The sequence below is a fragment of the Nonomuraea sp. NPDC049480 genome (genome assembly GCF_044465905.1).
Lineage (GTDB): Bacteria > Actinomycetota > Actinomycetes > Streptosporangiales > Streptosporangiaceae > Nonomuraea.
The window spans coordinates 227,044-241,568 of sequence record NZ_JBITMD010000009.1 but is presented as its reverse complement, the minus strand read 5'-3'; the positions used below and the strand labels follow the sequence as shown (position 1 = coordinate 241,568).

10 protein-coding genes and 1 pseudogene are annotated in these 14,525 nt (G+C 72.7%); 4 read left to right on the top strand and 7 right to left on the bottom strand.

Annotated features, from left to right (window positions below):
* Nucleotides 1-77: 77 nt before the first annotated feature.
* Both ACIBX3_RS26675 and ACIBX3_RS26670 read left to right on the top strand, forming a co-directional pair.
* Nucleotides 78-305, top strand: a pseudogene (locus ACIBX3_RS26675) (SAM-dependent methyltransferase); the annotation flags it as partial.
* Between the two features lie 77 nt (nucleotides 306-382).
* Entirely contained in the window at nucleotides 383-514 is a 132-nt protein-coding gene (locus tag ACIBX3_RS26670; RefSeq protein WP_397121756.1) for an SAM-dependent methyltransferase, read from the top strand.
* Here ACIBX3_RS26670 and ACIBX3_RS26665 read toward each other — a convergent pair.
* From ACIBX3_RS26665 to ACIBX3_RS26650, 4 genes are read right to left on the bottom strand one after another with little or no spacing between them, the layout of a single operon-like run.
* Nucleotides 511-1,905, bottom strand: coding sequence for a GH1 family beta-glucosidase (locus ACIBX3_RS26665; RefSeq protein WP_397121464.1), 1,395 nt, complete (start codon nucleotides 1,903-1,905; stop codon nucleotides 511-513). The two genes, ACIBX3_RS26670 and ACIBX3_RS26665, sit on opposite strands and share 4 nt — an antisense overlap.
* Nucleotides 1,906-1,913: 8 nt before the next feature.
* Nucleotides 1,914-4,193 carry an alpha-xylosidase gene (yicI, locus tag ACIBX3_RS26660; RefSeq protein WP_397121462.1) on the bottom strand — a complete coding sequence of 760 codons (2,280 nt, stop codon included), beginning with the start codon at nucleotides 4,191-4,193 and terminating at the stop codon, nucleotides 1,914-1,916.
* Nucleotides 4,194-4,242: 49 nt separating this feature from the next.
* Nucleotides 4,243-6,225, bottom strand: a complete 1,983-nt coding sequence (locus tag ACIBX3_RS26655; RefSeq protein WP_397121460.1) for a beta-galactosidase — start codon at nucleotides 6,223-6,225, stop codon at nucleotides 4,243-4,245.
* A complete protein-coding gene (locus tag ACIBX3_RS26650; RefSeq protein WP_397121458.1) occupies nucleotides 6,222-7,241 on the bottom strand; it encodes a LacI family DNA-binding transcriptional regulator in 1,020 nt (339 codons plus the stop codon). The genes ACIBX3_RS26655 and ACIBX3_RS26650 overlap by 4 nt, the downstream gene beginning before the upstream one ends.
* A gap of 108 nt (nucleotides 7,242-7,349) precedes the next feature.
* Here ACIBX3_RS26650 and ACIBX3_RS26645 point away from each other — a divergent pair, with 108 nt between their 5' ends.
* Nucleotides 7,350-9,866, top strand: coding sequence for a beta-galactosidase (locus tag ACIBX3_RS26645; protein ID WP_397121457.1), 2,517 nt, complete (start codon nucleotides 7,350-7,352; stop codon nucleotides 9,864-9,866).
* Between the two features lie 362 nt (nucleotides 9,867-10,228).
* Entirely contained in the window at nucleotides 10,229-11,290 is a 1,062-nt protein-coding gene (locus tag ACIBX3_RS26640; RefSeq protein WP_397121455.1) for an SGNH/GDSL hydrolase family protein, read from the top strand.
* On the opposite strand, the gene ACIBX3_RS26635 is transcribed toward ACIBX3_RS26640, so the two are convergent.
* From ACIBX3_RS26635 to ACIBX3_RS26625, 3 genes are all read right to left on the bottom strand, one after another.
* Nucleotides 11,287-12,489 carry a hypothetical protein gene (locus ACIBX3_RS26635; RefSeq protein ID WP_397121453.1) on the bottom strand — a complete coding sequence of 401 codons (1,203 nt, stop codon included), beginning with the start codon at nucleotides 12,487-12,489 and terminating at the stop codon, nucleotides 11,287-11,289. The genes ACIBX3_RS26640 and ACIBX3_RS26635 overlap by 4 nt on opposite strands.
* A 121-nt stretch (nucleotides 12,490-12,610) precedes the next feature.
* Nucleotides 12,611-13,828 (bottom strand): PP2C family protein-serine/threonine phosphatase, encoded by a 1,218-nt coding sequence (locus ACIBX3_RS26630; protein ID WP_397121452.1) that lies wholly within the window; start codon nucleotides 13,826-13,828, stop codon nucleotides 12,611-12,613.
* A gap of 125 nt (nucleotides 13,829-13,953) precedes the next feature.
* Entirely contained in the window at nucleotides 13,954-14,421 is a 468-nt protein-coding gene (locus ACIBX3_RS26625) for a WD40 repeat domain-containing protein (RefSeq protein ID WP_397121450.1), read from the bottom strand.
* Nucleotides 14,422-14,525: the final 104 nt, after the last annotated feature.

The following is a 14,525-nucleotide window of genomic DNA, read 5'->3' as shown; positions in this document are numbered from 1 at the left end:
TGCCCGAGAGCGCGCCGTCAGGAATCGACACCACCAAGCCCAGCGTCGCCCGCGTCTACGACTACATCTACGACTACATGCTGGGCGGCAAGGACAACTACGCCTTCCTCCGGCGCACGGTCCGCTTCCTGGCCGGCGAGGCCGGCATCCGCCAGTTCCTGGACATCGGCTCGGGCCTGCCCACGCAGGGCAACGTCCACGAGATCGCCCAGTCCGCCGCCCCCGGCGCCAAGGTCGTCTACGTGGACCACGACCCGATCGTGCTCGTCCACGGCCAGGCGCCGCTCGCCGCGGACGCCTCCACCACCCTCATCGAGGCCGACGCCCGAGAGCCCGAGAAGATCCTCGGCGACCCGAAGACGCGCGGCGCACCCGCGCCGAGCTGCTCGCCTTCTTCGACGGCCTCGAGCTGCTGGAGCCGGGCCTGGTGCCGCTCCCGGAGTGGCGTCCCGACGGGGGAGACCAGGCCACTCCGGGCATCACGTACCACACCTTCGTCGGCAGGAAACCCTAGCCGGGGAGTTTGCCGGAGGCGACCACGTCGCGGTACCAGTGGGCGCTGTCCTTCCAGATGCGCTGCTTCGTACCGGGGTCCACGCGGACGATCCCGAACCGCTTGGCGTAGCCGTGCGCCCACTCGAAGTTGTCCAGCAGCGACCACACGAAGTAGCCGCGCACGTCCGCCCCGGCCGAGATCGCCTCGGCCACGGCGGACAGGTGCCGGTGCAGGTAGTCGACGCGCTGCTCGTCCCTGACCCGGCCGTCGGCGTCCACGACGTCGGCGAACGCGGCGCCGTTCTCGGTGATCATCATCGGCAGGGACGGATGGTCGCGGTGCAGCCGGAGCAGCAGCTCGGTGAGGCCGGTCTCGTCGATGTTCCAGCCCATCTCGGTGTACGGGCCGGGCTGCTGGACGAACTCGACGTCCTCGCAGGCGATCCACGGCGAGGCGGCGCCGTCCTGGTGCCCGTCGGCGGTCTCCCGCCGGCTGGCGCCGTCCCATTGCCGTACCAGCGTGGGGTTGTAGTAGTTGACCCCGAGCACGTCGAGCGGCTGGCAGGCGGCGGCCTCGTCGCCGTCGCGGACGAACGCCCAGTCGGTCACGGCGGCGGTGTCGTCGATGAGGTCGCGCGGGTAGACGCCCTCCAGCATCGGGCCGAGGAAGGCCCGGTTGGCCAGCCCGTCCGCCTTGCGCACCGCGTCGGCGTCGGCCTCGGACACGCCGCGCACGTGGTGCAGGTTGAGCGTGACCGACGCCTGCGCGGTCGGGGCGATCACCGCGCGCAGCGCCTGCACGGCCAGGCCGTGGCCGAGGTTGAGGTGGTGCACGGCGGCCAGCGCCGCGGCCGGCTCGGTCCTGGCAGGGGCGTGCACGCCGGAGGCGTAGCCGAGGTAGGCCGAGCACCACGGCTCGTTGAGGGTGATCCAGGTGTGCACGCGGTCGCCGTACGCCTGGCCCATGTGGTGGGCGTACTCGGCGAAGCGCAGCGCGGTGTCGCGGTGCGGCCAGCCGCCGGCGTCCTCCAGCTCCTGCGGCAGGTCCCAGTGGTAGAGCGTGGCCACGGGGGCGATGCCACGGGAGAGCAGGCCGTCGACCAGGCGGTTGTAGAAGTCCACGCCGGGCTGGTTGAGCGGCCCGCGCCCGCCGGGCTGCACGCGCGGCCAGGAGATGGAGAACCGGTACGCGCCCACGCCCAGCTCGGCGAGGATGTCCAGGTCCTCGTCGAGGCGGTGGTAGTGGTCGCAGGCCACGTCACCGGTGTCGCCGTTGGTGACCAGGCCGGGGGTGTGAGAAAAGGTGTCCCAGATCGAGGGGCCGCGGCCGTCCTCGTTCCAGGCGCCCTCGACCTGGTAGGCGGCGGTGGCGGTGCCCCACAGGAAGTTGCCGGGGAAAACGATGGTCATGCTGCTCCTCAAAGGATGATCTCGATGTCGTCGGTGCCGGGATCGGCGGCGGCCCGCACACCGCCCGGTGTCGTCTCAAGGTCGGCGACCTGCAGGCTCCAGCGCACGGGCGGCCCCTCCACGCGGCGGGCGCGTACGCGGTCGCCGGTGCGGGACACCTCGAACACCGCGCCTGCGCCGCCGTCCACCGTGGGCACGGCGACGGTACGGGCGGCGCCGTCGGCGAGCTGGTAGACCTGCAGGGTGACCCCGTCGGCGTAGTCGTAGTCGGGCCGGTCCTCGCGGGCCCCGATGGGCAGCACCGCCCCCGGCCGCACCAGCAGCGGCAGGCTTCCGAACCCGTGCCGCTCAGTCCGCCAGCCGGGACCGGTGACGCTCTCGCCGTCCAGCAGCCGGGTCCACACGCCCTCGGGGACGTAGTAGGAAACGTCCCCTTCTGAGGACAGCACGGGGGCCACCAGCAGGTCCGGCCCCAGCATGTACTGGGCGTCCAGGTGGTCGCAGGCCCGGTCGCCGGGGAACTCCAGCTGCATGGCCCGCATCACCGGCAGCCCGTCCGCCGCGGCCTGGACCGCGGCCCCGTACAGGTACGGCATCAGCCGGGCCTTCAACCGGGTGAACGCGCGCAGCACGTCCACCGACTCCTCGTCGAACAGCCACGGCACCCGGTACGACCCGCTCCCGTGCAGCCGGCTGTGCGACGACAGCAGCCCGAACGCCACCCACCGCTTGAACACGGCCGGATCCGGCTTCCCCTCGAACCCGCCGATGTCGTGGCTCCAGAACCCGAACCCGGCCAGGCCCAGGGACAGACCGCCGCGCAGCGACTCGGCCATCGCCTCGTACGTCGACTCGCTGTCGCCGCCCCAGTGCACCGGCAGCCGCTGCCCGCCGACCGTGGCCGACCGGGCGAACAGCACCGCGGGCCCGCGCTCGGCCAGCACGTCGTGGACGGTCTGGTTGTAGAGCAGGGTGTAGTAGTTGTGCATGCGCTCCGGGTCGGACCCGTCGGCGTACACGACGTCGGTCGGGATGCGCTCGCCGAAGTCGGTCTTGAACGCGTCCACCCCCATGCCGAGCAGCCCCCGCAGCTTGCCCGCGTACCACTCGCGGGCGGCCGGCGAGGTGAAGTCCACCAGCGCCCGCCCCGCCTGCCAATGGTCATCCTGCCAGACCGTCCCGTCCGGCCTGCGCAGCAGGTGCCCTGCCGCCATGCCCTCGTCGAACAGTCCCGACGCCTGCCCGATGTACGGGTTCACCCACAGGCAGACCTTCAGCCCGCGCTCCTTGAGCCGGCGCAGCATGCCCACGGGATCGGGGAAGACCTCCGGGTCCCACTCGAAGTCGCACCACCGGTACTGCCGCATCCAGAAGCAGTCGAAGTGGAACACGCTCAGCGGCAGGTCCCGCTCGGCCATCCCGTCCACGAACGACGTCACCGTGGCCTCGTCGTAGCCGGTGGTGAACGACGTGGACAGCCACAGCCCGAACGACCACGCGGGCGGCAGCGCGGGACGCCCGGTCAGCGCGGTGTAACGGCGCAGGACGTCGGCCGGCGTCGGCCCGTAGACGATCAGATACTCCAGGTCGTGGCCCTCGACGCTGAACTGCACCCGCGACACGGTCTCCGAGCCCACCTCGAACGACACCCGGCCGGGGTGGTTGACGAACACGCCGTAGCCGCGGTTGGTGAGGTAGAAGGGGATGTTCTTGTAGGCCAGCTCGCTGGTGGTGCCGCCGTCGTCGTTCCAGATGTCGACGGCCTGCCCGTTGCGCACCAGCGGCCCGAACCGCTCGCCTAGCCCGTACACGAGCTCCCCGGCGTTCAGCCGGAGCTGCTCGACCATGAAGTGCCGGTCCTCGGGGTCGTGCACGATCCCGAGGCTCTTGCCGTCGCTGCGGGTGAGCTCGCGCCCGGCCGCGCTGAACGTCATCTCCCACGGCGCGTCCCTGCGCAGCCGCACGCTGAGCGCGCCGCTGGTCAGGCTCGCCTCCTCGCCGGTCACGGCGATCTTCACCTCGGGCGCGTCGTCGCGTACCGCGAAGGCGGGGGAGTGCGGCACGGACCCGGCGAAGTGCACGGTGCGGACGCGGATCACGTCCGGCATCGGCGACGACACGTCCACCCGCAGGACCGGGCCGTCGATGGTGTCGCCGCGGCGGGTGATCGGCCGGGCCGGCGCGAGCACCCGCAGGGAGGAGGCGTCCGCGGTGACGTCGTGGGCGGCGGCGGCGTACGCGGCCCGCACCCCGGGACGCATCCGCCAGTGGCCGTCTTTGAACTTCATGCACATCCGTTCTCGAAGGCGGCGGGCGCGGGACGCCCGCCGGTCGCGGTCAACCGTGGGAGCGCAGCGCGGCGACCGCGCGGGGCGCCAGCGTGACCGCGCCGTCGGCGGTGGCTCCGGTGAGCAGGTCTTCGGCCGGGCCGGGGACGGGCACGCTCGCCGTCTCGGCGCCGTGGTTGAGCAGGAACAGCACGTCGCCGCGGCGGACCGCCTCGACGTCCGGGGGCAGCCGAGCTCCGCCGGGCACGGCGCCGCGCACGCCCGCGTCGGCCAGCGCCCGCGCGGTGACCTCGGCGAGCGCGGCGGGCTCGGGCATCGTCGCGACGTACCAGGCGACGCCCTCGCCGGCCCGGTGCCGCAGCACCGCGGGCCGCCCGCTTCCGGCGAACTCGGCCACCGCCTCGGCGCCCTCGGCGGCCATCAGCTCGGTCCAGGTGCGCGCGGTGAACTCGGCCCCGCCGCTCCAGCGGCAGCGCACCTCTCCGTCCACGGGCAGCCACTCCTCGCCGGACGCCCCGATCACCTCGCGCAGCGGCGCCGGGAACCGTCCGGTGCGGACGTGCGCCCGGTCGTCCACGATCCCGGAGAACGGTCCCACCATCAGCACCCCGCCGCCGCGTACGTAGTCCGTCAGCGCGGCCGCGTCCCGGTCGCTCACCAGGAACAGGTTCGGCACCACGACCAGCGCGTATCCGGCGAGGCCGGCCGACGGCGGCACCACGTCCACGCTCACGCCGCGCTCCCACAGCGGCACGTAATAGGCGAGCAGCTGATCGGTCGCGTTGAGCCGGTCGCTCGGCCGGCCGCGCTCCTCCAGCGCCCACCAGCTCTCCCAGCCGAACACCAGCGCCACCCGCGCCGGCACCGGCTGCCCGGCGACGGAGGAGAGTGCGCGCAGCTCCCGGCCGTGCGCGCGGACCTCGGCGTGCAGCCTGGTGTCCGGCCCGGCGTGCGGCACCATCGCGGCGTGGAAACGCTCGGCGCCGAAGCGGGAGGCCCGCCACTGGAAGTAGCACAGCCCGTCCGCGCCGCGCGCCACCGCCTGCAGCGACTCCAGCCGGAGCTGTCCCGGCGGCTTCGGCAGGTTGTGCGGGCGCCAGTTGACGGCGCCGGCCGACTGCTCCATCAGCAGCCACGGCCGGCCCCGGCCCAGCCCGCGCATCAGGTCGTGCGTGAGCGCCGTGCGCGCGGGCGAGAGCGGGTCGCCCGGGTCGGGATAGCAGTCGTTGGAGACGATGTCCTCCTCACCGGCCCACGACCAGTAGTCCACGGGCTTGAACAGGCCCATGAAGTTCGTGGTGACCGGCGTGTCCGGGGTGCGCCCGCGCAGGATGTCGCGCTCGGCCCGGTAGTGCGCGAGCAGCGCGTCGGAGCAGAAGCGCCGCCAGTCGAGCTGCTGCGTCGGGTTGATCAGGTACGGGGCGCGGCGGGGGGTGACGATCTCGGCCCAGTCGCTGTAGCGCTGGCTCCAGAACGTCGTGCCCCACGCCTCGTTCAGCGTGGCCAGGTCGCCGTACTTGTCCTGGAGCCAGGCGCGGAAGGCCGCCGCCGACTCGTCGCAGTGACAGACCTGGCCGTACTCGTTGCCCACGTGCCACAGGGCCAGGGCGGGGTGGCCGGCGTACCGGTCGGCCAGGTCGGTCACGATCCCCAGCGCGCGCTCCCGGTAGACCGGCGACGACGGGCAGAACTGGTTGCGCGAGCCGTACCAGAGCCGGTGTCCGGACTCGTCCACCGGGAGCGTCTGCGGCCAGCGGTGTCCCAGCCACGGCGGCGGCGAGGCGGTCGGCGTGGCCAGGTCCACCGCGATCCCGGCCCCGTCCATGAGGTCCATGACCCGGTCCAGCCAGCCGAAGTCCCGCGCGCCCGGCTCCGGCTCGAGCCGCGCCCAGCTGAACACGCCGACCGTGACCAGGTTGACCCCGGCCGCCTTCATCAGCTCGGCGTCCTCGGCCCACACGTGCTCCGGCCACTGCTCGGGGTTGTAGTCCCCGCCGAACAGCAGCCCGCGCCCGCGGGTGAGGGCGTTCATGAGCCGCTCCTGGGCGGGGCGGAGCTGTCGCCGATCACCAGGCGGCAGGGCACCAGCCGCTGCTGCGGCGGCCCGTCGCCGTCGAGCCGGTCGATGAGCATGCGCGCGCCGAGCCGGCCCAGCTCGGCGCTGGGCGGCTCCAGCGTTGTGAGCCTCGGGTGGAACATCTCGGCGACCCTGGCCGACGACAGCACCAGCATCAGCGTCAGGTCGCCGGGGATGCGCCAGCCGCGTGCCGCCACGCCCGCGATCACGCCGGCCGCCGCGTGGTCGTCCATCACGGCCAGCGCCGTCACGTCCGGATGCGTCTCCAGCAGCCGCTCGAACGCTCCCCGGCCCTCCTCGGCCGAGCCGGGGCGGAAGCCGTCCACGTACCCGATGCCCGCGGCGCGGGCGGCCGCGGCGAACTCCGCGCCGGCGCGGATCGCGGGGCCGTAGCCGTCGGCGTACGCGTCGGTCGAGAGGTTGAAGAAGGCCAGCTTGCGATGCCCCAGCCCGGCCACGTGCGCCACCGCGTCGCGGGCCGTGGCCGCGAAGTCGATGTCGGCGTAGTCGATCGAGCCGGGCTCCCGGGTGCGCCCGATCATGCTGAACGGCACCCCGGCCCGCGTCAGGAACTCCGTCCGCTCGTCGTCGAGGCGCACCTCCATGAGCAGCACGCCGTCCACCAGCCCCAGGCCGGTGAGGTGGCGCAGCTCCTCGATCGGGCCGGCGTTCTCGGGGGACAGCAGCAGGTGGTAGCCCAGCTCCCTGGCCGCTTCGGCGGCGCTCGTCGCGAACTGCGTCTCGGTGAGCCCGAAACCGCTGCGCGGCGCCGGGAACAGCAGCGCCAGGATCCGGGTCCGCTTGCTCTGCAGACCGCGCGCCAGCAGGTTCGGGCGGTAACCGAGCTCGGCCGCGGCCTGCTCGATGCGCCGCTTGGTGGCCGCCGCCACCGGGCGGGTGCCGTTGAGCGCGGCCGAGACCGTGGAGACCGCGACCTGTGCCCGCTCGGCCACGTCACGCAGGGAGGACATGCCCCTCCGACCCGGGAAAGTCGAAACGTTTCGCACACCGTAGAGTCCGTTTTGCGGAGATGTCAATGGCGTCAAATCGGGTGCCCCAAACCCGGCTACGATCGGCGGGTGCTGAGAGTCGCCGTCCCAGGAACACCCGAGCCGCCCGCCCGCGGTCATCTCGCCATGGGGGAGGAGCCCGGACCGCCTGACGCGATCACGGTGGACTCGCGCACCCTGTGGCGCGGCGGCCGGCCGTGGTTCCCGGTGACGGGGGAGTTCCACTACGCCCGCTATCCGGCCGCCGAGTGGCGCGAAGAACTGCTGAAGGTGCGGGCCGGCGGGGTGACGGCCGTGGCCACGTACGTCTTCTGGAACCTGCACGAGGAGCGCCGCGGCCGCTTCGACTGGAGCGGCGACCGCGACCTGCGCCGGTTCGTGGCGACCTGCGCGGATGCCGGCCTCGACGCGGTGGTGCGGATCGGGCCGTGGGCGCACGGCGAGTCGCGCAACGGCGGTTTCCCCGACTGGCTCCTGGCCGAGGACTGCGTGCCGCGCACCGACGACCCGGGCTACCTGGACCTGGTCGGGGCGTTCTTCGGGCAGATCGGTCTCCAGCTGCGCGGGCTGACCAGGCGGGACGGCGGGCCCGTCGTCGCCGTCCAGGTGGAGAACGAGTTGCACGACCAGCCCGGCCACCTGCTCACGCTCAAGCGCATGGCCAAGGAGGCGGGCATCGACGCGCCGCTGTGGACGGCCACCGGATGGGGCCACGCGCGGCTGCCGCCCGCCGAGGTGATCCCGCTGTTCGGCGGGTACGCCGAGGCCGCCTGGGACACGGCGCACGACGGCTGGCCGGCGCAGAGCCGGGCGCACTACTTCTTCGGGCCCGGCCGGGACGACGACTCGATCGGCGCCGACCTGCGGACCACCGGCGGGGGCGGGGCGGACGAGGGCCACCTCGCCGGCTACCCGTTCGCCACCTGCGAGCTGGGCGGCGGCATGTACACCTCCTACCACCGGCGGCCCATCGTCGCGGCGGCCGACGTGGCCGCGTTGTCGCTGGTGAAGCTGGGCAGCGGGTCGGTCTGGCAGGGCTATTACCTGTACCACGGGGCCTCGCAGAAGATCGGCGAGCTGAGCACGCTGCAGGAGTCGCACGCCACCGGCTATCCCAACGACTGCCCGGTGATCAACTACGACTTCCAGGCGCCGCTGGGCGAGTTCGGTCAGTTCCGGGAGTCCTACGTCCGGCTGCGCCTCCAGCATCTGTGGCTGGCCTCCGACGGCGCCGACCTCGCCCCGATGACCCTCACCATGCCGCCGGACGCCCCGGCCGACACCGCCGACCGCCGGGCCTTGCGCTGGTCGGTGCGCTCCGACGGCCGCTCCGGATTCCTGTTCGTCAACAACCACCAGCCCGTCGAGACGCTGCCCGCGCATGAGGGCGTCCAGTTCACGGTCGCCCTCGGGGATCGGGAGCTGGTGGTGCCGCGCGAGCCCGTCACCGTGCCGTCCGGGGCGTACTTCGTGTGGCCGCTTGTCCGGCCGGTCGGCGCGAGCACCCTCCTGACCGCGTCCGCCCAGCCCGTGTGCGCGCTGGAGGGCCCGGCCGTGGTGCTCGCCCAGGTCGCGGGCATCCCGGTCGAGCTGGCCTTCGACGCCGCCACGGTCGCCGCGATCGACGGCCCCGCGATGGGCGGCCCGCCGGCGGCGGAGAGCGGCGGTGAGCCGGTGACCGTGACGACCGGGGGCGGCGCGACGGTGGTGCGCGGCCTGCGCCCCGGCCCCGGCTGCCTGCTGCGCGTCACCGCCGCCGACGGGTCCGTGGCGCACGTGCTCGTGCTGGACGAAGAGAGCGCGCTCACGGCCACGCGCGGCCGGGTCCGGGGCGCCGACCGGCTGATCCTCAGCGCCCGTCCCGCCGTCATCGACGGCGACCGGCTCGTGTTGTACGGCGGCGCGCAGGCGGGAGGCGGCCGTCACGCCGGCGATCGGCTGCGCGTGTTCCCGCCCCTGACGGCGGCCGGCGGTGCGGCGCACGCCACGAGCGACCGGGCGGCCGGCGGTGCGGCGCACCCCGGGACCGGCCACTCGACCGACGGCGTCTTCGGGACCGGCCACGCGACCGACGGCGTCTTCGGGACCGGCCATTCGACCGACGGCGTCTTCGGGATCGTCCACCTGCCCGACCTGGACGCCGAGCCCACCGTCGCCGTCGTCGAGCAGGTGGCGGGGGCCGGCCCGCCCAGGCGGACGGTGGTCGACGCGAACTCCGGACGGGCGTCCGCGCCCACGGACGCCGACTTCGCCGGGGCCGCCGTCTACCGCGTCCCCGTGCCCGCCGGCCTCCTCGACGGCGGCGACGAGGTGCTGCTGCGCCTCGACTGGTCCGGCGACGTGGGCCGTGCCTTCATCGGCGGCCGCCTGGTGGCCGACCAGTTCTGGCACGGCCCGCCCTGGGAGATCGGCCTGCGCCGCTTCCGCCGCGACCTGCTGGAGCACGGCGCCGTCGAGCTGCGCCTGCTGCCGTTCCCCGAGGACGCCCCGGTCTACGTCTCCCCGCAGACCCGAGCCCGCAAGGGCACCCTGGAACTGCGCTCGGCGACGTTCGTCCCCGTGCCGCGCACCACGCTGACGGTTTGAGCCGCCCGCCTTCGGGAGGCGGGTCGGGTCGTGACCGCGTGAAACTTTCTACCGGCCGAGATCGTGGCAGACACAAGAGTGAGGATCCGCTACCGTCCTCGTCGGAAATATTCGGTATCAGGTGGAAATGTTTCGGGAGGTAGGTGGCGTCATGGGCAGAGGAGGGAAACTGGTGATCGTCGCCGCGCTCGGGGCCGGGGTGCTGACGGCCTCGCCCGCGCTCGGCAGCGGAGGCGTCCCCGGCGGGCACTGGGTGGACACCTGGACCGCGATGCCGCAGCTGACCGAGCCGCACAACATGCCGCCCGCGCCCTACACCCAGGACGACCTGGTCATGGCCGAACAGCACGCTGCGACAGACCGTGCGGGTGTCGGCCGGCGGGCAGCGGCTGCGGCTGCGTTTCTCCAACGCCTTCGGCGGCGCGCCGCTGCCCGTCACCCGGGTGACCGTGGCGTTCCCCGCCGGCGGGAAGGCGGGCGTGAGCGCCATCCAGCCGGGGACCGCCCGGCCGGTGACGTTCTACGGCCGTCCCTCCACGGTCGTCCCGGTCGGCGCGCAGACGGTGTCCGATCCGCTGGACCTGCCGCTCGCGCCCGGCTCCGTCCTCACCGTGACCGCGTACCTCGCCGACGGCCAGGCCTCCGAGGCCATCACCTCGCACCCCGGCTCCCGCACCACCTCCTACCTGGCGACCGGCAACCAGGCCGACTCCCAGGACCTCGCCGGGGCGACCCCCGTCGACCACTGGTACTTCCTCAGCGCCCTCGAGGTCTGGTCCAAGCCCGCCACGGCCGCGCTCGTGCTGCTCGGCGACTCGCTGACCGACGGCAGGGGCTCCACCACGAACCTCAACAACCGCTGGCCCGACCAGCTGTCCGACCGGCTGCGGGCCGGCCGCCGCACCGCCGGGGTGGCCGTCGCCAACCAGGCGGCGGGCGGCAACCGGGTGCTGAACGACGGCCTCGGCCCCAACGCCCTGGCCCGGCTCGACCGCGACGTGCTCGCCCGCAGCGGCGCCAGATGGCTGATCGTCTTCGAGGGCGTCAACGACATCGGCACCGCCGCGGCCACCCAGGACGCGCAGAAGAAGATCGCCGACGACCTGATCGCCGCCTACGACCAGATCATCGTCCGCGCTCACGCGAAGGACCTGGCCGTGTACGGGGCGACGCTCACCCCCTTCGGCGGCAACTCCTACGACGACCCGCAGGGATACCGCGAGGGTGCCCGGCAGACGGTCAACGAGTGGATCCGCACCAGCGGCAGGTTCGACGCGGTCATCGACTTCGACCGCGCGGTCCGCGACCCCGCCGGCCCCCGGCGGCTGTCGGCCGCGTACGACGTGGGCGACGGGCTGCACCTGAGCCCGGCCGGCTACAAGGCGCTGGCGGACGCCGTACCCGCCCGCTTGTTCCACCGTTAGCGGTTGAGCGCCAGGCCGCGTACGGGGTGCTCGCCCTCGGTCTGCAGGCGGTACTCCCGGCCCGACCTGGCGCGGTTGTCGTCGATGACCCGCTCCGACGGCGGCCGCTCCCCGTCCATGACGGCCCGCTGCATCTCCTCGAAGCGCTCGTGGGCCTCGCGCACATAGCCCGCCCCCAGCGTGGTGAGGTCGATCTGGGTGGCGAGCAGGTCGCGGATGTAGCCCTTGTTCGGCTCGAACGTCACCGGGGCGGGCAGTTCGGGGGCGCACACCTGCTCCGGGTCGCGCCCGTCGTGCTGCTTGAACAGCTCGGCCGCCAGCCGCAGGTGCTCCAGCTCCATGTTGAGGTGCAGCTCCCAGATGCTCTTCACCTTCGGGTCGGACTCGGTCTCCATGAACGAGTGGTACAGGTAGCACTCGTTGTACTCGTGGTTGAGCAACATCTCCCACCAGCTCTCGCCCGGGTCGACCAGCGACTCGTAGTGGGTGACGTGCTCCTCCTCGATCAGCCCGATCTCCTGGTAGAGCTGCCGCGCGATCGGCTCCATGTACGTCGGCCCGACGTTCATGTAGAAGTTCATCGTCTGCTGCTCCGCCGACATGATCGTCAGCGCGTGCAGCTTGGAGATGGGCACCGTGCTGTTCCTGTCGTACGGGTCCCGGACGTTGTCGCGGCCGTCCCGGTGGTGCAGGTACGTCGGCCGTCCCGGCATGACCTCGGTCAGGTCGTCGACGATCTTCTCGGCCTTGCGGTGCTCGATCATCTCGTACAGGTTGGCGTAGCGGTACAGGTGGTCGAAGTCCTCCAGCACGCCGAACTCGTAGGCCTGGCGCAGATACGGATCCGGCTCCATGCGGGCCACCCACGCGGTCAGGTCCACCGCGACCTGCTCGTAGGCGATGGTGGTCTCCAGCACCGAGGACACCCCGGGCAGCAGCCAGTTGACCGCCTTCTGCTGCTGGGCCTCGATGTGACGCACCCGCGCGAGCTGCCGTTTGAGGTCGGTGTCGGGGCAGTGGCGGGCGAGCTGGTGGCTGAAGAAGATCGCCTCGACCTCGATGCCGTTCATCGTGATGATCCGGCACCGGGTGTACGGATCGGCGTGATCGGGATCGATGGGCGTGACGTTCAGCTCGCGCCAGTCACGCAGCTGCTCGTCCAGCGGGATACCCCGCTCCTGCAACGGGTTGAAGGGCATGAGGCCGCGCTCCTTTGCGCTGGTCGGAAACGTCCGGTGGCGGCCTACCCGGGGCTCCAGCAGGGCAATCTCCCCGCTACACCGGCGAAAGCCCTGCAGAAGGTAATGCCGGACAGCGGCGTCACAGGATGAGCCGGCGCGGGTGGTCGCCGCCCCACTCGACCGTCATCACGGTCGCGTCGTCCTGCAACAGCCCGCTCTGGTGCCGCAGGATGGCCTGGATCAGCCGGCGCAGCGTCTCCGGCGCCGACACGCCGTCGGCCTCGTGGCGGACGACGAAGTCGATGAAACGTTCCAGCCCGAACAGCTCGCCGTCCGGGCTCTGCGCCTCGATGATGCCGTCGGTGTAGAACAGCAGGCGGTCCCCGCGCTGCAACTGGTAGCGGCGCAGCCCCGCGGACAACCCCAGGCCGAAGCCCATCGGCGGGTCCGGCACGGGAAGGCTCTCCAGCGTGGCCACCCACTGCCCGCCGCGGATCAGCAGCGGCGGGTGGTGGCCCCGGTTGACCCAGCTCAGCAGGCCGCTCCTCAGCTCCAGGCGGGCCAGGATACCGGTGGCGAACCGGCCGGTGAACTGCTCCTTGATCGCCGCGTCGATGGCCTCGCTGATCTCCGGCAGGCCCATGCCCTGGCGGCGGTTGTGGCGGCACGAGCCTATCGCGACGGTGGCGGTCAGCCCTGCCGACGTGTCGTGCCCCATCGCGTCGAACAGCGAAATGTGCAGGAGGTTCCCGTCGATCGCGTAGTCGTAGGCGTCGCCGCCCATCTCGTACGCGGGCTCCAGCGCGGCGGCGACCACCACGTCGTCGTTGGCGAACGTGCCCGGCGGCAGCAGGTTCCACAGCACCTCCGCCGAGAGGGTCATCGGGCGGGCGCGGACCAGCCGGGCGTACGAGTCGCTGTGCGGACGCTTGCTGATCACCAGCACGCTGATCAGCGCCGCCAGTTGCTTGGCCCGCCATTCGACCAGCTCGCCGCTCTCGCGCACGGTCGCCCCGAACACCCCGACCCGCTCGGTGCCGTCCAGCAGCGGCAACCACAGCCGCCGTGGCCCCTCACCCTGAGACTCGGGCTTGGCCTGGACGATCTCCACCGTGCGGAACGCGCGGCCCGCCAGCGTGGTATCGATCTTGATGGGCTCGAGGGGCTCGCCGGACGCGTCGAGCTGTCCGGGCAGCGGCACGAGGCGCTGCTGTTGCAGGTCGGACACGTAGATCATGGTCTGGGAGAAGCCGATGAGGCGCGCGTGCTCGGCCACCAGGCCCGGGAGGTCCTCCATCGCGGCCAGGTGCGTGGAATCGAGCAATCCCCCCAGCGCAAGCTCACCCTCACTCTGCACCGGCCTCTCCTTCCCCCGCTCCGGTATGTGTCCCTTACCCCCGCCACCATGGATCACCCGGCCCGGGGCGGCGATCGGCCGGCGCTCTTGCAGGGGGCCGGCCGGCGGCGGCGATCACTCGGGTATCAAGGGCAGACGTCCTGGTACGGCGCTCCGCCCAGGTGCCGCTCCCACTCGGCGGGCGACAGCGAGCGCCCGGCCCGCGCGCACACCTCCTTCGCGACCCGTTCTCCGTCAACGGAAACCGCGCGGACGGCCCCCTCCACCCCGACGTACACGGCCGCCCCGTCGGCGCTGAACGCGAGCGACCACGGCTGGCCCTCCTGCAGCAGGTAGGACCCGCCGAGCCGCCGCCTGGCCCCGACGTCCCAGAGCTGGAGCAGGCCGTGCGCCGAGGCGGTGGCGAGAGTCTTGCCGTCGGGTGAGAAGGCCAGAAAGTGGACTTCGTCGGCGGCCCGGGGCAGGGCGGGACGCAGTGCCTTCGGCCCGTCGACATTCCACAGCCCGACCCGCCCGGTGGTGCTCTCGTACGCGGCGAGGAGCCCTCCTCTGCTGATCGCGAGCGCGTTCGTGGGCCCGAACGCGGCGCCCACCGGCTTGCCGGTGCCGACGTCGATGAACCTGCCGCTGTCCCACCACCATCGAACCGGTCAAGCTGCGCGCCAGCCAGTGCCGGCCACCGCTGAAACAGGGCTGA